At 47.6% G+C, this 21,942-nt stretch carries 10 protein-coding genes; 6 read left to right on the plus strand and 4 right to left on the minus strand.

From position 1 onward, the window contains the following. Positions 1-76: 76 nt before the first annotated feature. Positions 77-811: a serine O-acetyltransferase gene (gene cysE, locus NDI34_RS17725; RefSeq protein ID WP_190415958.1), complete on the plus strand. Its 735-nt coding sequence runs from the start codon at positions 77-79 to the stop codon at positions 809-811. 87 nt (positions 812-898) lie between these two features. Here the strand turns inward: cysE and NDI34_RS17730 are convergent, their stop codons facing one another. Next, positions 899-4,384: a GAF domain-containing protein gene (locus NDI34_RS17730; protein WP_190533648.1), complete on the minus strand. Its 3,486-nt coding sequence runs from the start codon at positions 4,382-4,384 to the stop codon at positions 899-901. Positions 4,385-4,542: 158 nt separating this feature from the next. Further along, complete coding sequence (locus NDI34_RS17735; RefSeq protein WP_348233337.1) at positions 4,543-6,558, minus strand: AAA-like domain-containing protein; 2,016 nt, start codon at positions 6,556-6,558, stop codon at positions 4,543-4,545. 1,252 nt (positions 6,559-7,810) lie between these two features. Here NDI34_RS17735 and NDI34_RS17740 point away from each other — a divergent pair. From NDI34_RS17740 to NDI34_RS17760, 5 genes are all read left to right on the plus strand, one after another. Next, entirely contained in the window at positions 7,811-8,641 is an 831-nt protein-coding gene (locus NDI34_RS17740) for an Npun_R2479 family HD domain-containing metalloprotein (RefSeq protein WP_348233338.1), read from the plus strand. Positions 8,642-9,107: 466 nt separating this feature from the next. After that, the gene (locus NDI34_RS17745) at positions 9,108-15,887 is read left to right on the plus strand and encodes a HAMP domain-containing protein (RefSeq protein ID WP_190667542.1); all 6,780 of its coding nucleotides are present in this window, start codon (positions 9,108-9,110) and stop codon (positions 15,885-15,887) included. 91 nt (positions 15,888-15,978) lie between these two features. Beyond that, a complete protein-coding gene (locus tag NDI34_RS17750; protein WP_190411949.1) occupies positions 15,979-16,815 on the plus strand; it encodes a protein-glutamate O-methyltransferase CheR in 837 nt (278 codons plus the stop codon). Positions 16,816-16,979: 164 nt separating this feature from the next. Next, entirely contained in the window at positions 16,980-17,594 is a 615-nt protein-coding gene (locus NDI34_RS17755; RefSeq protein ID WP_190411999.1) for a chemotaxis protein CheB, read from the plus strand. 182 nt (positions 17,595-17,776) lie between these two features. Next, positions 17,777-19,825: a response regulator gene (locus NDI34_RS17760; protein ID WP_348233343.1), complete on the plus strand. Its 2,049-nt coding sequence runs from the start codon at positions 17,777-17,779 to the stop codon at positions 19,823-19,825. A gap of 408 nt (positions 19,826-20,233) precedes the next feature. On the opposite strand, the gene NDI34_RS17765 is transcribed toward NDI34_RS17760, so the two are convergent. Beyond that, positions 20,234-20,368 carry a hypothetical protein gene (locus NDI34_RS17765; protein ID WP_277877538.1) on the minus strand — a complete coding sequence of 45 codons (135 nt, stop codon included), beginning with the start codon at positions 20,366-20,368 and terminating at the stop codon, positions 20,234-20,236. 24 nt (positions 20,369-20,392) lie between these two features. Further along, positions 20,393-21,877, minus strand: a complete 1,485-nt coding sequence (gene gatB / locus NDI34_RS17770) for an Asp-tRNA(Asn)/Glu-tRNA(Gln) amidotransferase subunit GatB (protein WP_348233339.1) — start codon at positions 21,875-21,877, stop codon at positions 20,393-20,395. Positions 21,878-21,942 lie beyond the last annotated feature (65 nt).

The following is a 21,942-nucleotide window of genomic DNA, read 5'->3' on the forward strand; positions in this document are numbered from 1 at the left end:
TTACGGTATCCCTACAAAATTACGGGGGATTCAATTTGCTTGCTGTCCATCTCACACTTGAAGGGAGAAGCGCCTCTTGCTGAAAACTGCGATCGCTGATTTCCAAATAATTTTTCAGCGCGACCCAGCAGCACGCAATTGGCTGGAGGTGCTGTTCTGCTATCCAGGCTTACAGGCACTTTTCTTTCATCGGGTGGCGCACTGGCTTTATTGCCTTGGGTTTCCCTTCATTCCTCGCTTGATTTCCCACTTGGCTCGTTTCTTCACGGGAATTGAAATTCATCCGGGAGCTAAAATTGGCAAAGGCGTTTTCATCGATCACGGCATTGGCGTTGTGATTGGAGAAACTGCAATTGTGGGAGACAACGCCCTAATTTACCAAGGCGTAACGCTCGGTGGTACTGGCAAAGAAATAGGCAAACGCCACCCAACCTTAGGAGAAAATGTCGTAGTGGGAGCGGGTGCGAAGGTATTAGGAAATATTCACATTGGAAATAGCGTCCGTATCGGTGCCGGTTCCGTTGTTTTGCGGGATATTCCGTCTCATTCGACGGTAGTTGGCGTTCCGGGTCGAATTGTCCGCCGCAAAGATAATTTGGATGCTTCCGTTAACAATGAAAGCCTGCAAGATCCAGAAGCGGAAGTAATACGGGCTTTGTTTGACCGGATTCAATTTTTAGAAGAGGAAATTGAATCGTTAAAAATTCAAAGAAAGGTACCCGTTGCCATGCACGCTAGCCTTCAGAAGGCGATCATTTCAAATGCTTCTAATCGGCTGATTACGGAGTTCCTCGACGGGGCAGGCATTTAGATAATTTTAGATAATTTAAAACTTCAACACTGTTTCTTAGTAAGGCGGGATGGGGTTATTCCCAAAGTACTGAACCAACGCTTAAATTTACAATTCACTCAGGTTGTCTCGAAGCGATCGCTCTTGTTTTTTAACGGCTGCCAAAAGTTCGGCATTTTGGAGGATGACTCCAGCTTGATTATTAAAAATTTGCATATATTTTTGATCGCTGTCATCAAAACTAGCCCTAAAATATTCCGGAGCTTCCTCTTGTAGAAATGCCAACTGATCGGGACTTTCATATTCTGGAAAGTCTCCTTGCTTTCTTTTATTCACTAATTGAGTCACGCCAATCAAATCACCATCGGGGCTAAAAACTGGCATACATAGTAAGCTACAAGTGCGATAACCTGTCTGAAGATCGGTTTTTTTGGCTGTCTCCGAATCTGGGCGAGAATATAAATCAAAAGGAATATTCAAAGGCTCTCCAGATTCGGCAACTTTGCCAGCATAACCTTGTCCTACTTTCACCCGCAATTCTTTTACCGAGCCATCGTCAAAGGGAATCTGCGTCCACAATTCACCAGGCTTTTGATCTAAAATCCACAAAGTACTGCGGTCGGCATTCATCAGTTTCTTAGCTGCTTCCATCACCCGTTTGAGAATTTCTTGAAGATCCAAACTGCTTTGATTCACTGAACGAGCTGCTGCCATTAATGCGGCTGCCACTCGTTGCCCTCTAGCCGTTTTATGATAAGAGCGGAAGCTTTCTAAAATCATTTGAACCATTGGGGCATTTTCCGCAAATCGTTCTTCATCTGCTTTGGTAAAGCCCTGTCGATCGATTCTTTCTGCTAAGGATGTAGTCCGATCGCCAAATCGCTTTAATTTGTTGAGTAACTGAATAACTGCGACTAAATTTCCCTGCTCATTTAAGAGTGGCAACGCCAACATTGTATAAGTGCGATAGCCGTTTTTTTTGTCTTGCTCTTTTGCTGCATCAGAGCGAGGATCGTCATAGAAATCGAAGGGAATATTGATAACTTCTTTGCGGGCTGCCACTTCGCCCACAATTCCTTTATTAGCAGGTATCCGAATTTCTAAAGAACCATCTCCATCGGCTTCGGCGATAATTGACCAAAATTCATGTTTGTCTTCATCTAATAAAAAGATACTCGTGCGGTCGGCACTCAAAGATTTACCCATTTTTAGAGTAATCGAACGCAAGGTGCTATCTAAAATATCATCAAAACCCTGGTTATCCATGACACTATTGAGCATCGCCAGAGTTTGACTGACCACATTTTTTTGTTGAGATTCTGCCTCTTGTTTGACGCTGGCAAATTTCTGGGCATTTTGCAGAGCCACCCCCGCTTGAGAGTTAAAAATCTGCATATATTTTTCACTATTCCCATCAAAACTAGCCTTGAAGCATTCGGGGGCTTCGGGCCAATGATCTGGGTTATATTCTGGAAAAACACCCGGTTTCTTTTTATTCACTAATTGGGTAACACCCAGTAATTCACCATCAGGGCTGAAAACGGGCATACACAGTAAACTACAAGTTCGATAACCCGTCTTCTGATCTGTTTTCTTCGCTGTCTCCGAATCAGGATGCTCGTACAGATCGAAGGGAATATTTAAAGTTTCTCCCGATGCAGCCACTTTGCCAGCGAAACCTTGCCCTACTTTGACTCGCAAGTCTCGAACAGAACCGTCCTCAAAAGGAATCTTTGTCCATAGTTCATTTGCCTCTCGATCTATTAGCCAAAGCGTGCTGCGATCGGCATTCATCAGTTTTTTTGCCGCATCCATGACGCGACCCAAGACTTCTTCAGAATCGAGGCTGCTTTGAGAGAGCGATCGCGTTGCTTCTGTCAGTGCTTCTGAGGCTTGTAGTCTTTGGGTTAATTTGTAACAATACTGACATCTTTCTAGAATTCGTCGAATTGCCGGAGCATAGTCAGCAAACTGTTTTTGATCGGCTTCTGTGAAACCGTATTTATCAATTCTTTCTGAATAGCGAGCTTGTGGATTATTCGGCTGCTTTAACTTATTCAGTAATTGAACAACAGCAACTAAATCCCCCTGCTCGTTTAATATTGGTAAAATTAACTCGTTGTAGGTGCGATATCCCTTATTTGTATCTGATTCCTCCGCTTCCAACTCAGCGGGATCGTCGCAAAAACTAAAGGGAGTGCTGACAAATTTTTTGAAATATGTTAATCGTCCTTTAGTTTCTTTATTTGACAAAATTTGAAGTTCGGGATGATTTCCGTCTTCATGCCTAGCAATAATTGACCAAAGTTCACTTTTTTCTTCATCTATAAAGAAAACTGTTGTGCGATCTACACTCAGTAGTTCGCCCATTTTTAAAGTAATAGAACCTAATATTTCTGAAAGAATATCATCAAATGTTTTGCCTTCCATCACGCTAAGCATCGATAGAAGTTTTTGTTCTTGGGTAGCAACAACTTGCATGAAGTCGGCGTGCATATCCGCTAACGCCTTGTTTACCCACCTGTCGTTAAATACAGAGGCATAAATGCGGTTACATACCTTTAACTTCCCTTGCCGCTTGACAATTACTCCTGATAGTAGTATTTCGATTTGTTCTGGACTTTCGTCAAATGCTAATTCATCTTGTTGCAAAATTAACTGATAGATATCTAGTAGCGCACGGCTGCGCTGTCCAATTCGGAGAATGCGATCGCGTATCGTCTTTAGATGCGGTGGTTCATCCATTGCTTCCCAACTCTCGATGATCCGCGAGCGCACTAATCTCTCAACCCAATCTGGGATTTGGCTAATGGGTAATAAGTTTTGCTCTGCTTGTTGAAGGACTAATTTACAAAGTTTTTGGGTAAGAAACGGCTGTCCTCCCGTCCAATCTAATACCGCTTTTAGCACTTCTTGAGGATTGCTAATTTTCCCGGCTAACCCCCCCGCTAAAAGCTGCGCTTCGTGTAATTGAAAGCCATATAATTCAACCGCCCGACCGATATTAAAAGGAGTCCGGTTTTTATCTTGCATCAAATCAGAGGGACTCGCTACTCCTAGCAAGGCAAAAGTCAGACGTTCGTATTCATTGCAAGCGCGAATAAACGCAAAAAAGTCATCAGTCTTAAAATTTAAGCTAAGGACGTTATCAATTTCGTCGATAAAAATAACAATTTTCTGACTGACTGATGTTAGCAGCTCTTGTTCGATAAATTCACTCAAGCGCTGTACCGGAGGTAAAAAAGCGCGATCGCGCAACCAACTCTGTAAGTTAATCTTGTCTGAAAGCTGGAAACTCGTCACCAACCGCCGCATCACTCCGGCATACCACTGATCCGGCGTAATATCTTGGCTCCCAATTTTCGTCAAGTCTATCGCTGCACAGGCAAATCCTTCCGCTTGCAACTTGTGCATCGTTCGCACCCGCAAGCTAGTTTTCCCCATCTGTCGAGAATTCAACACATAACAAAACTCTCCCGCCTTCAACCCTTCGTAAAGGTCAAAATCTGCCTGTCGCACTACATAAGTAGGAGCATCAAGCGGTAAATGTCCACCCACTTTGTAGTTATAGGCTAAGTTTGGCTCTTGACTCATAAGGGGTTCTGATTGGGTAGAAAACACCATGCTTCTGACAAATGAGTTTTTTGTGAGTAATGAATAACTGATCTATACTTTTAGCTAACAGTTATCTAAAATTTGCCTAAGAGATAGCTCAACTATTAACTCAACTGATCCCTATTAATTTTTAGTTTTTAATTGACATTTTTAATTGACAAGCGATCGCTAAAATATTGCCGATATAAATCGAAGCGCGGCGTAACATAATTGCCCTGCAACTGTACCAGCCCCATACTATGCAATTTAAATGCTGGCACCGACTCTAATTCAATGGGTGTGTCTGCCATCACTACTTTAGCGAAAGCATCTGCTAACTCTGGATGTTGTTGCAGATTCCATAAATGTCTTCGCAAATGATCATCGTAAAGTCCCGCCTCTGTGGGTGCAGTTTCTAACAGTTGATCCAGCGTAATCGTTTGCTGCGCGATATGATAAAGCGCCAATCGGACTAAATAAGGATGTCCACCAACTAGCCTCATTAATTGCTCAACCTGCGTTGCATTCAAATTCAGTCCATGCCGCTGAGTTAAATCTTGCACCTGTTCCGGGCTAAAGTCCGGTAACTCAATCGGCAACCCTACATTAAACGGGGATTGATTGACATTCAGAGGGATATAAACTTCCGTTGAGTGTACCACCACCAGCCGGAGTTGTTGCCAGCGATCGCTATCGCCATTCCCATAGCCAGCTTCCTCGTACCAAGCCCGCAACAACCCAAAAAAATCGTCAGCAATTTTGGGATATTGAAAAACCCGATCCACTTCATCTAACCCTAATACTAACGGACTGTCAGATGCTGACAGCAAACAATCCTCAAAATAAATCGTGCAATTATCTTTACTACCAAAAGTATCCGTCCAATAATCATCTAATTGATGAGGAAGGCGCAGCTTTCGAGAAATTCGGGCACAAAACCACCGCAAAAGTTGATTTAAATCTGTAAAAACTGCCGTATCCGCGTGCTGAAAACTCAACGGTACCGTCCGATAACCTTGCTCGTTTGCTCGATAAAGAATCCTCGCCATCAGCGAAGTTTTCCCCATCTGTCTCGGTGCCTTGATCCGAATCAAAGCGCCTGGTTGCAAAATCTCCTTGTAACACTGAGTTTCATAAGGAACTCGCTCTACATAAAACGCAGAAGCCAGACGCACCTGACCATTGGGTAACTCTGGTTCTGCTACTGGCAGGGGTGCATCTGAAGAATGCAGGATGACGGATGTCCCTTCATCCTCCTGGGAAATTAAAGGAGTTAGGCTTTCAGGCTTCTCTAGAGATGAATCGATTGATTCCTCAGGTATCCCCACGGATATCCTAGTTAAATCTGCCTCTACAACGCCGGACTCCACGCTTCTTGCCAGTAAACTCAGAATTTTTTGCACAATACTTGGAGTGTCAGCAGGCGAGTTCCACTCAAATTGTTCATTTCCATCAAGATAGCTGCGTAAATCGTGATTTAGCGGAGTATTCGAGGGACAATTAACGCGAATTGTTAGCACGGCTGGCTTATTCTGAATAGAGCGCAATTCCTTCGCTCGTCGCAACTCTTCGATCGCCATTTCACTTACCGCCGTTTGGGGAGAAATTAGCAGCAAAAAGTAGTCGCATTGCTGTAACTCTGTATCAATTTGAGAAAGAAGAGGCGGCGCTGACCATCCGATTTTTTCTGAGGAATGTCTCTGACCCTCGCCTTTCTGGACATCCCTTGTAGGTGCGCCTACACTCGCCATAAAGGCTGTGTATCCAGAAGCATTCAGGGTTTCGTAAAATTGAGTCGCTAGTCCCCTATCTGGCTCCTGTGCGCGGTGCGAGATAAAGATTCTCTTCGTAAATCCCTCTACTTCTTTTTGGGAATGGTTCTGGTCCTTCAAGGGTGGCACTTCTGCTGAGTGCGACTCCTGCTTTTGAGCGCGTTCTATGGCTCCTTTGAAATTTTTTTTGCTAACTCTTTCCTCCAAAACGGTCGAAAGCTTCTTCCATAATTTATAGCCAACATCTTTTTCTACATATTGAGGATTCAAAGGATAAATATCTTCATAAGTTTTTCCTTCCCAAGATCCTAGAAATATTTCCCTTTCCAGATCGTTTAAGTGCTTTCCTGTTTTAACAAAAATTAAATTGTCTATAAATCTTAATGCTTCGTTAATTTCCATGCTTGCTTGAAAGGGCTATTTGATAACAACTTTAGGTGTTCAGAAACTTCTTTTTTATCGTTTTCTTTTTGCTCTAGCGAAGAAAGTGTATAGCTCAATTAAGGCTAATGCGTCTTTCGCGGTTTCTTAAAAACAGATTAAAAATCGAGCAAATTTGCTATATTTAACATTTAATAAATTTTGCAACCTGATTCACATAAGAAGGTTCATTTTAAGAGATCGATCGATTAAGTTTACATAGCGTTCTCACCTCTTGCCAATAAAAATCTTGATCAGTCTTTATCTGAAAATAGAAACTGATGGAATCAAGGGCCTATTTAAAATTGCACCTTGCGTATATTTGATAACTTTTTATAAGTGCAACCAAACAGTAAGCCTAGGATTACTTCCTATTATAAAAATGTAGCTGCCACAGCCCGTCGATGGCAATAAAGCGGACAAAACTCCCCTGAGCCAGGGACTCCTTCTTTCTAAGCTCTAAGGGAATCCTGATGGCTGAGTCTAAAGCGTGACGCTCTCCTGCTATTAATCTTCTTACACCTATTAGAGAATGCCTGAAAAGTCCTAATTGAGACGCTTAAACGGTAGAGATATCCCTTGCATCCCCGCGAAGCAGCGCGGATGCGCGAAAGGGATGTGCGATCGCGCATCCGCGCCGCTTCGCGAACGCTAACGCTAGAAAAAAGGGCAACTTTTGACACTTCTGAGAGATCCTATTAGCTTTACTGGCACTATACTGGCGATTTTCTCTTTCTCCTTCTTGTTACTAGAGTAGCGGCGCTCCCATCGCAGCAATTCGTCGGCTCTGTTGCAAGGCAATTACTGAAATGGTATTACACCACCTTGAGAAACCCTGGGAAAGTGCAAGCAAAAACAATCTCCTATAGCAGATAACAGAGGAAAGACTAGAGATTTCCTGAACTTTCCTGGGGTTTCCTGAATTAATTAGGTCTGATGTGTAACAGGGGTTAGCCAAACTGAATGCTCTCGCGTCTTCAGTTTTGCTGTAGCCTGAAAAACACTCAGAACTTCTGAGCTTTCCTGGTTGCGGTCTGCATAAAGGTAAGTGAAACTACTGATAGAAGTAGCAAGTAAGCGTGTTTTAATTTAGAAAATGAATAAAATTAAACGCCCTAGAAGAGTAGTTTTAGGCCAATCAGTAGACGCTTCAAAATTTTAATCAATTTATAACAATTGATTTTCTTTAATTGAATTTTCTAAATGCGCTCTCAATTTTATCAGGGGACTAGAGATGTTTAATCCCACAATGGTGATGATCGATACCTTCGTTGAACGCCTGCGAGCTGCCTATTGCCGCACTTACGGCGGTCTTAAACCAGACTACCCTGATATCATCGTCTGGGCTGGAAACATGGCTCTGGAAAATATTGCTAACAGCGACGCCCTTTATCACAACGTCGAACACACCATCTTTGTCACCTTAGTGGGACAAGCAATTCTGCGGGGCAAACATATCCGCTTTGGGGGAGTGTATTGCGAAGATTGGTTGCACTGTATCATTTCTTTGTTGTGCCATGATATTGGCTACGTGAAAGGAGTTTGCCTGCAAGATAGACCCCGTGAAAGGGTGTATGCCACAGGTATTGACAACTTGCTCATTTCGCTGCCAACTGGATTAACCGATGCCAGCCTTACACCTTATCATGTAGATCGCGGAAAACTGTTTATTGAAGAGCGTTTTGGCGGTCACAAACTGATAGATACAGAAACGATCAAGAAGAATATTGAGTTAACTCGTTTTCCTGTGCCAGCAGATGCAGATCATCAAGATACTAATAACTTTCCAGGCTTAATTCGCGCCGCCGATTTAATTGGTCAACTTAGCGATCCGCGCTACCTGCAAAAAATTAGTGGATTGTTCTACGAATTTGAAGAAACCGGGGTGAATAAAACATTGGGTTACAAAACTCCCGGAGATTTGCGAAGAAACTACCCGAAGTTTTACTGGAATGTCGTTTATCCTTACATCCAGGATGGATTACGCTACTTAGAGCTGACGCAAGAGGGAAAGCAGATATTAGCAAACCTCTATGCCAATATATTTGTGGTAGAACACGAATAGATTTCATGCCCAAAATTAATGCTCAAAGTTTAGCATTGCTGACAATTGAAATTGTGTAGGGGTACTTCTTGTGGATGTCCCTACAAAATTGTCTTCGTTTCTAGGCTACTCTGCTTGTAAGGGAGAGAGGATGCGATCGCATCCTCTCTCCCTTGCCCTTAGCGCCTACCCCTCAACCCAACTGATTCTTGATATATTAATGACTGACACAGCGACCTTGTACTCATAAACTCAAACAAGTCTCCGAACACAAGCATCTACGCACCACTGGTTAGCGACAACGCGGCTGTTGAATGATAAGTAGCAATGCTCAGCCTGCGTCTTGTAACGAGAAGTTAACACGTTTGAGTCGCCCAAAAGTATTCAAAAAGGGTCGCAGTGCGTCAGAATCATCATTGATATGACAGAATTTTGCACCAGTTACTCAGGCTGCGACAAAAAGTAACCATCCTCGAAGGATAAAGCTATGCCCACTGCACAGGCAACCCCCGATACCGATAATCTCGATGCCAAACAGCTCCTGAGAACGCTCGTAGCTGTTAAAAAAGGTGACTTTTCTGTCCGGATGCCGATTGACCAGACTGGCATGGCGGGGAAAATTGCCGATACGCTCAACGACATCATTGAGATGAATCAGAGGATGGCGACTGAGCTAGAACGGATCAGCACGGTTGTTGGGAAAGAAGGAAAAATCGCCCAGCGTGCTTCGATTGGAACGGCAGGGGGTTCCTGGTCAGCAAGTGTAGATTCTGTCAATACCCTAATTACAGATTTAGTTCAACCGACCGCTGAAACCGCTCGCGTGATCCGGGCAGTTGCCAATGGCGACCTATCTCAGAGAATCGCACCGGAGATTGAAGGTAGAGCCTTGCAAGGGGAATTCCTCCAAACCGCACAGGTCGTCAACACGATGGTGGATCAGCTTTCCTCCTTTGCCTCAGAAGTCACGCGGGTTGCCCGTGAAGTAGGCACGGAAGGCAAGCTGGGCGTGCAAGCAGAAGTGAAGGGCGTCGCAGGCACCTGGAAAGATTTGACCGATAACGTCAACTTGATGGCAGGAAATTTGACCGCGCAGGTGCGGAACATCGCCGAAGTGACGACTGCGGTAGCAAATGGCGACCTTTCTAAGAAAATCACCGTCGATGTCAAAGGCGAAATTTTAGAGCTGAAAAACACCGTCAACGTCATGGTGGATCAGCTGAACTCCTTTGCCTCAGAAGTCACGCGGGTTGCCCGCGAAGTGGGTACAGAAGGTAAACTGGGCGGTCAAGCAGAAGTTCGCGGCGTTGCCGGAACCTGGAAGGATCTCACCGATTCGGTGAACTTGATGGCGGGGAACTTGACCGCGCAGGTGCGGAACATTGCAGAAGTAACGACGGCAGTAGCAAATGGCGACCTTTCCAAGAAAATCACGGTTGATGTCAAAGGCGAAATTTTAGATTTGAAGGACACCATCAACGTGATGGTGGATCAGCTGAACTCGTTTGCCTCGGAAGTCACACGGGTGGCGCGTGAGGTGGGTGCAGATGGGAAGTTGGGCGGTCAGGCAGAAGTGAAGGGAGTTGCCGGAACTTGGAAGGATCTCACTGATTCGGTGAACTTCATGGCGGGAAGTTTAACCTCCCAGGTGAGGAACATCGCAGAAGTGACGACGGCGGTGGCAAATGGCGACCTTTCTAAGAAAATTACCGTCGATGTGCGCGGGGAAATTTTAGAACTAAAAAACACCGTCAACACGATGGTGGATCAGCTCAACTCTTTTGCCTCAGAAGTGACGCGGGTAGCGCGTGAGGTGGGGACGGAAGGGAAACTGGGCGTACAAGCAGAAGTTGGTGGAGTTGCCGGAACCTGGAAGGATCTCACCGATTCGGTGAACTTGATGGCGGGGAATCTAACCGCGCAGGTGCGGAACATCGCGGAAGTGACGACGGCGGTAGCAAATGGTGACTTGTCGAAGAAAATTACCGTTGATGTCAAAGGGGAAATTTTTGAGCTGAAAAACACCGTCAACATCATGGTGGATCAGCTTTCTTCCTTCGCTTCGGAAGTAACGCGGGTGGCGCGAGAGGTAGGCGCAGATGGGAAGCTGGGTGGTCAGGCGGAGGTGCGGGGCGTTGCCGGAACTTGGAAGGATCTCACCGATTCGGTGAACTTCATGGCGGGTTCTTTGACCGCACAGGTGCGGAACATCGCGGAAGTGACGACGGCGGTTGCCAATGGCGACCTTTCTAAGAAAATTACCGTCGATGTTAAGGGCGAGATTTTAGAGCTAAAAAACACCGTCAATACGATGGTGGATCAGCTCAATTCTTTTGCCTCAGAAGTGACGCGGGTGGCGCGAGAGGTGGGAACGGAAGGGAAACTGGGCGTGCAAGCAGAAGTGCGAGGCGTTGCCGGAACCTGGAAGGATCTCACCGATTCGGTGAACTCGATGGCGGGGAATCTAACCGCACAGGTGCGGAACATCGCGGAAGTGACGACGGCGGTAGCGAACGGCGACCTTTCTAAGAAAATCACGGTTGATGTCAAAGGCGAAATTTTAGAGCTGAAAAAGACGATCAACACGATGGTGGATCAGCTTTCGTCCTTCGCCTCAGAAGTAACGCGGGTGGCGCGTGAGGTGGGTTCGGAAGGGAAACTCGGCGTACAAGCAGAAGTGCGAGGCGTCGCCGGAACGTGGAAGGATCTCACCGACTCGGTGAACTCGATGGCGGGGAACCTCACCGAACAAGTGCGAAACATTGCGGAAGTGGCAACTGCGATCGCAAATGGCGACTTATCTAAGAAAATTACCGTCCAAGTTAAAGGCGAAATTTTAGAGCTGAAAAACACGATCAATATCATGGTGGATCAGCTTTCTTCCTTTGCCTCAGAAGTCACGCGGGTAGCGCGAGAGGTGGGTTCGGAAGGGAAACTCGGCGTGCAAGCAGATGTACGAGGGGTTGCCGGAACCTGGAAGGATCTCACCGATTCAGTGAACTTCATGGCAGGAAGTTTGACCGCACAGGTGCGAAACATCGCCGCTGTGACGACGGCGGTGGCGAATGGCGACTTATCTAAAAAAATTACCGTCGATGTCAAGGGGGAAATTTTGGAGCTGAAAAACACCGTCAACACGATGGTGGATCAGCTCAACTCCTTCGCCTCGGAGGTGACGCGAGTAGCGCGAGAGGTGGGAACGGAAGGGAAACTCGGCGTACAAGCGGAGGTGCGCGGCGTTGCCGGAACCTGGAAGGATCTCACCGATTCGGTGAACTTCATGGCGGGAAGCTTGACCGCGCAGGTGCGAAACATCGCGGAAGTGACAACGGCGGTGGCGAACGGCGACTTATCTAAGAAAATCACCGTCGATGTTAAAGGCGAGATTTTAGAGCTGAAGAACACGATCAATACGATGGTGGATCAGCTCAACTCCTTTGCTTCGGAGGTAACGCGGGTAGCACGAGAGGTGGGAACGGAAGGCAAATTGGGCGTACAAGCTTATGTCCGAGGGGTTGCCGGAACCTGGAAAGATTTGACCGATAACGTCAACTTGATGGCGGGGAATCTAACCGCACAAGTGCGGAACATCGCCGAAGTGACGAAGGCGGTGGCAAATGGCGACCTTTCTAAGAAAATCACGGTTGATGTCAAAGGTGAGATTTTGGATCTCAAAGACACGATCAACGTGATGGTGGATCAGCTTTCCTCCTTCGCCTCAGAAGTGACGCGGGTGGCGCGAGAGGTAGGAACCGAAGGGAAATTGGGCGGTCAAGCGGAGGTACGCGGCGTTGCCGGAACCTGGAAAGATTTGACCGACAACGTGAACTCAATGGCGGGGAACTTAACCGCGCAAGTGCGAGGCATCGCCAAAGTGGTAACGGCAGTTGCCAATGGGGACTTGAAGCGAAAACTAATGCTGGAGGCGAAGGGAGAAATTGAAACCTTAGCCGATACGATCAACGAGATGATCGACACCCTGGCAACCTTTGCCGATCAAGTTACGACAGTGGCGCGAGAGGTCGGAATTGAAGGGAAGCTGGGGGGACAGGCGAAGGTGCCTGGAGCTGCCGGAACCTGGAGAGCGCTGACCGACAACGTGAACGAACTGGCGGCGAATTTAACCACGCAGGTACGAGCGATCGCAGAAGTCGCGATCGCTGTAACCAGAGGCGACCTCACCCGATCGATTTCCGTCGCCGCACAAGGCGAAGTCGCCATCCTCAAAGACAACATCAACCAGATGATTGCCAACCTGCGGGAAACAACGCAGAAAAATACCGAGCAGGACTGGTTAAAAACCAACCTCGCCAAATTTACCCGGATGCTTCAGGGACAGCGAGATTTGGAAACCGTCTCCAAACTCATTCTCTCGGAACTCGCTCCTCTGGTATCCGCGCAACACGGTGTGTTTTACCTGATGGAAAGTGGCGAGCAACATCAGGCATTCTTGAAACTCCTGAGTACCTATGCCTACCGCGAGCGCAAGCATCTCGCCAATCACTTCCATTTAGGAGAAGGCTTGGTGGGACAATGCGCCCTGGAAAAAGAGCGGATTCTGCTCAGCGAGGTGCCGGACAACTATATCAAGATCAGCTCTGGCTTAGGGGAATCGACTCCGCTGAATGTTGTTGTGTTGCCCGTCCTCTTTGAAGGACAAGTGACCGCAGTGATTGAACTGGCTTCTTTCCGACGATTTAGCGAGATTCACCTCACTTTCTTCGATCAACTCACCGAAAGCATTGCCATCGTTCTGAATACGATCGCCGCTTCGATGCGTACCGAAGAATTGCTCAAGCAATCCACCGCCCTAGCAGAAGAACTCCAAACCCAGCAAAAAGAACTCACAGAAACGAATAAGCGACTGGAACAACAAGCCAAATCACTCCAGGCATCCGAGGAACTGCTCAAGAATCAACAGGAACAGTTGCAGCAAACCAACGAAGAACTGGAAGAGCGATCGCGCTTACTCGCGATGCAAAACCGCGAAGTCGAGCGCAAGAATCGAGAAATCGAACAGGCAAGACAGTCGGTGGAGGAAAAAGCCGAGCAACTGGCGCTCACCTCGAAATACAAGTCGGAATTCTTGGCGAATATGTCCCACGAATTGCGGACGCCGCTAAATAGCTTGTTGATTTTGGCTCGTCTACTTTCTGATAATCCAGAGGGTAACTTGACGCCGAAGCAAGTCGAATACACCCGCACCATTCATTCCGCAGGCACCGATCTGTTGGGACTGATTAACGACATCTTGGATCTGGCAAAAATTGAATCGGGAACGATGTCAGTTGACATCGATCAGATGTTATTTACCGATTTGCGGAGCCAGATGGAGCGAACGTTCCAGCAAGTGGCGCACGACAAAGGACTCGCCTTTACTGTCGAATCCGACGAAAGACTGCCCAAGGGAATGTATACCGACTCGAAACGGTTACAACAAGTCCTGAAGAATCTGCTCTCGAATGCCTTTAAATTTACGGATCAGGGTGCAGTCCGATTACGAGTCGAGCTAGCCACAGGCGGCTGGAGTTCCGAACAGGGGAGTTTAAATCGCGCCCAGACCGTCATTGCTTTTGCCGTCAGCGACACAGGGATTGGGATTGCACCAGATAAGCAGAGAATTATTTTTGAGGCTTTTCAGCAGGCGGATGGAACAACCAGCCGCAAATACGGCGGCACGGGTTTGGGCTTGTCAATCAGTCGAGAAATTGCCCGACTGCTGGGCGGAGAAATTCGTCTGGTGAGCAGTCCGGGACAGGGAAGCACGTTTACCCTCTATTTGCCGCAAGCTTATCAAGATGGGGCAGCAGGAATGAGTCCGGAAGTGCGAAGTATCCTTCCAGGAGCGAGGAGTCCCGTCGCCCCCAGTACCCTCGCACCCAGTATCCCTCAGACCCTTGATGTTCGACCGGCGATTCCATCGGCAACTCTACCAGCAACTCCACCAGCAACTCCACTGGCGACTCCACCGGCGAATCGAAACGACGGCGTTCGTTCCTCCAGTCTCGGAGAGGCAAGTGTCGCCGCGAGTCCCTACCCGCGTTCTGCACACATGGCTGACATTAGCGATGACCGGGACGATATCCAAGCGGGCGATCGCGTGTTGCTAATTGTGGAGGACGATATCAATTTCGCCCGGATCTTGTTAGATATGGCACGACAACAGGGCTTCAAAGGGCTGGTGGCGTTGCGAAGCGATACGGCTCTGGCAATGGTGCGAGAATATCAGCCGGATGCGATTACTCTAGATATCCGGTTGCCGGTGATGGATGGCTGGACGGTGTTAGACCGTTTGAAGCACGACCCAGGCACTCGTCACATCCCCGTGCATATCATCTCCGTCGAAGAAGTCCAGCAGCGCAGCTTGCAACAAGGAGCGATCGCTTATCTACAAAAACCTGTCAGCAGCGAAGCGTTAGCGCAGGCGCTATCTGACATTAAGGGATTTGTCGAGCGCCCCGTGAAGAACTTGCTGGTCGTAGAAGATGATGAAACTCAACGCCACAGCATTGTCGAACTAATCGGCAATAGCGACGTGCAGACGACAGCGGTAGGCACTGGGACAGAGGCACTCGAAGAGCTGAGAACCGGGCACTATGATTGCCTGGTACTGGATTTGGGACTGCCGGATATGACTGGATTTGAGTTGATGGAGCAAATCAAACAGGAGCCTAGCCTGACGACACTCCCGATCATTGTTTATACCGGCAGGGAATTAACCAAACAACAAGAAACCGAACTCAAGCGCATTGCCGAGACGATTATCATCAAAGACGTGCGCTCGCCAGAACGTCTTCTGGATGAAACCGCCTTGTTCCTTCACCGAGTGCAGGCAAATTTACCCCGCCCGAAACAACAAATTCTGGAACAATTGCATCAAACCGATCCGGTTCTGACTGGCAAGAAAGTTTTGATTGTTGATGACGATGTGCGGAATATCTTTGCCCTCACCAGTATGCTGGAACTCCATCAAATGGAAGTGTTGTATGCCGAAAATGGCAGAGATGGCATTGCGAAGTTGCAAGAACGCCCCGACATTGATATTGTCCTGATGGACGTGATGATGCCGGAAATGGACGGTTACGAAACCATGCAAGCCATTCGCCAACTCGATTCATTCGCAACACTACCGATGATCGCTCTCACCGCCAAAGCCATGAAAGGCGATCGCGAAAAGTGTATTGAAGCGGGTGCGTCCGACTACATCACCAAACCTGTGGATACCGAGCAATTGCTCTCCCTGCTTCGCGTCTGGCTCTATCGATAAGGCAAAAGAAAAAAGGCAAAGAAGCAGCAAAAGTTCTTGCTGTTTCTTTGTCTCTGTTTCTTTTACCTTTCTACTTTTTACTTTTTACTGTATGAACACGCCCAAAAATAGCAGCGAACTTGAAGATATTGAAATTCAGTTGCTATTGGAGGGCGTGTATCGTTACTACGGATTTGATTTCCGAAATTATGCTCCCGCTTCACTCAAGCGCCGCATCTGGAATGCGATTCGTGCGGAGCATTTAAGCAGTGTATCCGCGCTTCAGGAAAGAGTCCTCCACGATGCAAACGCGATGGAGCGATTTCTGCTCGGTCTCTCCGTCAACGTGACCGCCATGTTCCGCGATCCGACCTTTTATTTAACATTTAGAAATAAAGTTGTTCCCTTATTGCGAACATATCCATTTATTCGGATCTGGTGTGCAGGTTGTTCAACTGGAGAGGAAGTTTATTCAATCGCAATTTTGTTGCAAGAAGAAGAGCTTTATCACCGTTGCCGCATCTATGCAACCGACATGAATGAGATGGTATTAAGAAAAGCCAAAAGTGGCATTTTTCCCCTCCATTTAATGCAGGAATATACTCAGCATTATCTCAAAGCAGGCGGGATTAAGTCTTTTTCGGAGTATTATACCGCTGCTTATGATAGCGCTATTTTTCGGGCGTCACTCAAAGAAAACATTATTTTTTCTCAACATAATCTAGCGATTGATGGTTCTTTTAATGAATTTAATGTCATCTTATGTCGCAACGTCCTAATCTATTTCAATCCATTTCTTCAGGAACGGGTTCACAATCTTTTGTACGATAGCCTTTGTAGATTTGGGATTTTAGGATTAGGTCGTCAGGAATCCCTGAAAACCACTCTATACGAAAAACACTATGAGGAGTTAGAAAATCATGAAAAGATTTACCGAAAATTGGCTTAATTAAAACTTTATAATTACAAATTACACATAAATGCAAGATTTCCCAAATCAATGGAATAAAAAGGAGGTGAACATTTTTTAGGTCAAGAGTAGTAGGTAATTGGAAATCCTTCACTACCCACCCGTTTTATTGAGTTTTGCCCATCTACTGATTCATGGTGAGTATGACTTTTGATATTGTTGTTGTCGGCACATCATTAGGTGGGTTACAAGCTTTAACCGTAATGCTCGCAGGTCTACCAAATACTTTCCCAGCGGCTGTGGTTGTCGTCCAACACCGTCACAAAGCCTCTGATAACACGCTGAGCTTCTTTCTCCAGCAGTACAGCACTTTGCCGGTGGCGGAAGCGGAAGATAAAGAAGAAATTCTGCCTCGACGGGTATACCTAGCTCCCGCTGATTATCACTTACTGGTGGAACCCCGACAGGCATGGGGACACCGCCAAGGTCGGTACGGAGGCATCGCCACATTAGCACTCTCCACTGAGGCTCCTGTATGCAATGCCCGACCGTCGATTGATGTGCTGTTTGAATCGGCGGCTGATGCTTATGCACAGAGAGTTATCGGGGTGATTTTAACCGGAGCAAGCCAGGATGGTGCGAAAGGCTTGGCAAAAATTAAAGCACGCGGCGGACGGGCTATAGTACAAGAGCCTGCAACAGCAGAAAGCCGGATCATGCCAGAAGCCGCGATCGCATCTGTAACGGTAGACTGGATTGTGCAGCTCCAAGACATTGCCCCTCTTTTAGTCAACCTTTGTCAATCGGCTGTGAGGTGAAAAAATCAGATATGTGACGCCAAAGCCCTAGTAGCTCAACAGCCGAATCTAGACACATCAAATCTTCATCTAAAAACCCTGGATTCTGGTTTCTAAAATTTGTAACTTTGGATAGTGGTATCAATAGCGAAACAGTGGCAGGCTCGACAAAGCCGCTCAAACAAGTCCCGACCTTCCAGAAAATGCAGCCCGAAGAAATAGTTAACGTCCTCCTTGTGGACGATCACCCAGAAAATTTACTGGCTTTGGAGGCGATCCTGGGCAGCCTCGGTCAAAATTTGGTCAGAGCTACATCGGGCGAACAAGCCTTGCGATGTCTGCTTGAGCGGGATTTTGCCGTGATTTTGCTTGATGTCCAGATGCCCGGTCTAGATGGATTTGAGACGGCAAAGCTGATTCGACAACGACAGCGATCGCGCCACACGCCGATTATTTTCCTGACCGCATTTAGCAGCAGCGACTCTCTGGTTTTCAAAGGTTATTCTCTGGGTGCAGTAGATTACCTGCTGAAACCGCTGGAGCCGGAAATATTAACCTCCAAGGTGGGGGTGTTTGTTGACTTGTTCAAGAAAACCGCAGAGGTGAAACGACAAGCGGCACAACTGACTGCTGTTAACTCAGAACTTAAGCAAAGTGAAGAGCGTTTTCGCTCGTTAAGTGCCTGCTCGCCCTTGGGCATTTTTATGACCGATATTGAAGGGCGCTGTACCTACGCAAATCCGCGCTGCCAAGCGATTTGTGGCTTGACGCCTGATGTAGGAACGGGAACTTTAGCCTCGCTCTATGAAGAAGGCTGGTTGCAGTCGGTACATCCAGAAGACCGCGATCGCGTCTATAGACATTGGTCTACTTGCATGAGCATCGGTCAGGAATGCTCTAACGAGTTTCGCTGCCAAACTCCGGAGGAGATTGTGCGTTGGGTTTACCTGCGCTCCTCCCCGATGCTGACCGATACCGGCGAACTTATCGGTCATGTCGGCACCCTAGAAGACATCACCGAGCGCAAAGCCGCAGAGGAAGCCCGCGCTCAGATGATCCGCGAACAGGTGGCACGACAGGAAGCCGAGGCGGCGAACCGGATTAAAGATGAGTTCCTCGCCACCCTCTCTCACGAACTCCGCACTCCCCTCAACTCGATGCTGGGTTGGACTCAACTGCTCCGCAGTCGCAAGTATGATGAAAAGACGACAGCCCGTGCCCTGGAAACGATTGAGCGTAACGCCAAGTTACAGGCGCAACTGATTGAGGATATTCTCGATGTCTCGCGGATTATTCGCGGGAAGCTACGGTTAAATATCTGTCAAGTTAATCTTGTCCCCGTGATTGAGGCGGCGCTGGATGCGGTTCGTCCGGCGGCTGAGGATAAAGGGATTCAATTGGAAAGCGTACTCGATCGCGCCGTGGAACTGGTTCCTGGCGATCCTAACCGCTTGCAGCAAGTTGTTTGGAATCTACTCTCCAATTCGATCAAGTTCACGTCTTCAGGGGGAAAGGTGCAGGTGCGCCTTTTCAAGGATGGCGATCGCGCTCAAATTAGCATCAGCGATACCGGCGTGGGCATCAGCCCAGATTTTCTCCCCTATATTTTCGATCGCTTCCGTCAAGCAGATAGCACCACCACCAGGCGCTATGGTGGCTTGGGACTTGGTTTAGCAATTGTCCACAACTTAGTGGAACTGCAAGGCGGCACGATTGAGGCAAGAAGTGAGGGAGAAGGGAAAGGGTCAACATTTATCGTGAAGCTGCCAGTAGTATCCGATCAGCTCAAGACTTGCGATTTGGAGTCTATCTCCTCAGGTAAAAAAGTCGCGATCGCGTCTCCTCCCTCTCTAGAAACGTTGCAGGTGCTGGTGGTGGATGACGATACAGATACCCGCGATTTTTTGAGGGCGGCGCTAGAACAATACCACGCTCAGGTGACGGCTGTGGCATCGGTTCAGGAAGCGATGCAAGCTCTGGAACACTTAAAACCCGATGTACTGGTGAGCGACATCGGAATGCCGAATGAGGACGGTTATGGCTTGATCCGCAAAGTTAGAGCTTTGGAATCTCAGCGAGGAGAAACGAGCATTCCCGCGATCGCGCTGACTGCTTATGCCAGGGGTGAGGAGCGATCGCAGGCACTCGAAGCAGGTTTCCAGGTACACCTGCCTAAACCCGTTGAGGCAATCAAATTAATTGCTTCTGTGGCAAACTTGGCGGGGCTGAGTACAAAGCTCGCAGACGTGTAGCAATCTCTAAACCAATCGTTCTTTCAATCAGGCGATTTCTATAACGACATTGCTTGCTAGCCGCACGGCTGTAAGCGTTGGTTAGGAGATAGATATCCCGCGATGGGAGCAGGACTATCTGTTCGCGCCGATCGTCTTGTCGAAGAAGTCGAACGTCCGGTACAGCGCCTTGAGCGACGCTTCGCGTGTCTGCTTGTAGGTCGAGCCGATGAAGCTGTGACCCATTCCCATACAAAAAAAGGCATAAAAAAAGGAGAGCCACTTGGGCGACTCTCCCGATCATCAGGGTGCATCTACTAAACAAAATATATCACTTGGGGATGAGGGGTGTCACCCCTTATTTTGTTTTTTTCGTGAAGTTTCCTCGCTTTTATGTGAAGTGAAGACGAAGATAATTGTCAACATAAATCAGGCAAAGGGTTGTGCGGCAAATGTAGCAGATACGTATTTCTGCGAGCGATCGCCTGCACATCCGCTACATTTTCTACCAGCACCCGTTGCCTGGGCTTCAGCCTTGCGGAGTAGGTTTTGACGACTCCGCAAGGCGGTATATTTTGGCTTGTCTAACTAACTGTTCAACTTCTTAGCCATCATTTGGTTCGTGAGTTTCGGGTCAGCTTGACCTCCTGTTTGCTTCATCACCTGCCCCACAAAGAAACCCAACAGCTTAGTTTTACCGCTGCGATACTGTTCCAGCTCTTTGGGATTTGCCGCTAGAACTTCATTGATGATTTTTTCCAGCTCACCCTTGTCAGAGATTTGCTTGACTCCTTTGCTCTCTACCAGTTCTTTCGCAGAACCCCCTTTAGACAGCAACTCTGGCAGAATCTCTTTAGCGATTTTGCCGCTGATAGTTCCGTCTTCAATTAAGGAGATGAGTTCCGCGAGGATCTGGGGTTTGAGGGCAATTTCAGCGATATTCAGTTTAGCGGTGTTGAGATAGGCAGAAATATCACCCATCACCCAGTTAGCCGCTTGCTTGGGATTCGCCTTGGCAGAAACCGCCGCTTCAAAATACTCCGACACCGATCTATCGTCGGTTAGGACGCGGGCATCGTAAGCAGACAAACCCAATTCACTTTCGTAACGATGACGTTTTTGCGCTGGCAGTTCCGGCAGTTCCGACTTCCACTTAGATAATTGCTCAGCGGAGACTTGTATGGGAGTTAGGTCGGGTTCTGGGAAGTAGCGGTAATCGCTAGAGCCTTCCTTCTTCCGCATACTCACTGTGCGTTGGCTACCTTCCTCCCAAAGCCTGGTTTCTTGAATAATTCGCTCGCCGGATTGGATGGCTTCAATTTGCCGGTCGATTTCGTACTCAATCGCCCGTTGGATGGCGTTGAAGGAGTTCATATTTTTGATTTCGACCTTCGTGCCAAACTCCTTCTGACCAACCGGACGCACGGAGATATTCACGTCGCAGCGCAGCGAACCTTCTTGCATATTGCCATCACTGACGCCCAGATAGCGGACAATCCGGCGCAGTTCTTGGGCATATTCAGCAGCTTCAACCCCCGAACGGATATCCGGTTCGGAGACAATTTCTACTAAGGGAATGCCGGTGCGGTTGTAGTCTACTAAAGAATAGGTAGAACCAGAGAGTCTTTCACTACCCGCATGAACCAATTTTCCAGCATCTTCTTCCATGTGCAGACGAGTGATGCCAATCTTTTTGCGGATGGGGTTGCCATCTGCGTCAGTTAGCTCAATCTCCAGCCAACCATGTTCGGCAATGGGCAAATCGTACTGAGAAACTTGATAATTTTTGGGCAGATCGGGATAAAAATATTGCTTACGGTCAAATTTGCTATAAGGAGCGATCGCGCAGTTGAGAGCCAAACCGGCTTTAACCGCGTACTCCAGCACCTTTTGATTCAGCACTGGCAATACTCCAGGCATTCCCATACACACTGGACAGACGTTCTGATTGGGCGTCGCACCAAATTCGGTGGAGCAATTACAGAAAATCTTGGTTTCGGTACTGAGTTGACAGTGAGTTTCCAGACCGATAACGGCTTCGTACTGAGTTTTAACCGGAGCAGCAGTCGTCATGAGCTTACAGAGTGCAGATAATTGCAACACTTCGGCTCTATTTTAGCTTTGTCTTAACCTCTCAG

Source organism: Trichocoleus sp. DQ-U1 (genome assembly GCF_039961925.1).
Taxonomy (GTDB): domain Bacteria; phylum Cyanobacteriota; class Cyanobacteriia; order Cyanobacteriales; family FACHB-T130; genus FACHB-T130.

What these genes read in the sequence shown, in the direction of transcription:
- NDI34_RS17750 (WP_190411949.1), top strand. Translation starts at nt 15,979, where the DNA reads ATGAACACGCCCAAAAATAGCAGCGAACTTGAAGATATTGAAATTCAG.
- NDI34_RS17760 (WP_348233343.1), top strand. Translation starts at nt 17,777, where the DNA reads ATGCAGCCCGAAGAAATAGTTAACGTCCTCCTTGTGGACGATCACCCA.
- NDI34_RS17755 (WP_190411999.1), top strand. Translation starts at nt 16,980, where the DNA reads ATGACTTTTGATATTGTTGTTGTCGGCACATCATTAGGTGGGTTACAA.
- NDI34_RS17735 (WP_348233337.1), bottom strand. Translation starts at nt 6,558, where the DNA reads ATGGAAATTAACGAAGCATTAAGATTTATAGACAATTTAATTTTTGTT.
- gatB (WP_348233339.1), bottom strand. Translation starts at nt 21,877, where the DNA reads ATGACGACTGCTGCTCCGGTTAAAACTCAGTACGAAGCCGTTATCGGT.
- NDI34_RS17745 (WP_190667542.1), top strand. Translation starts at nt 9,108, where the DNA reads ATGCCCACTGCACAGGCAACCCCCGATACCGATAATCTCGATGCCAAA.
- NDI34_RS17740 (WP_348233338.1), top strand. Translation starts at nt 7,811, where the DNA reads ATGTTTAATCCCACAATGGTGATGATCGATACCTTCGTTGAACGCCTG.
- NDI34_RS17730 (WP_190533648.1), bottom strand. Translation starts at nt 4,384, where the DNA reads ATGAGTCAAGAGCCAAACTTAGCCTATAACTACAAAGTGGGTGGACAT.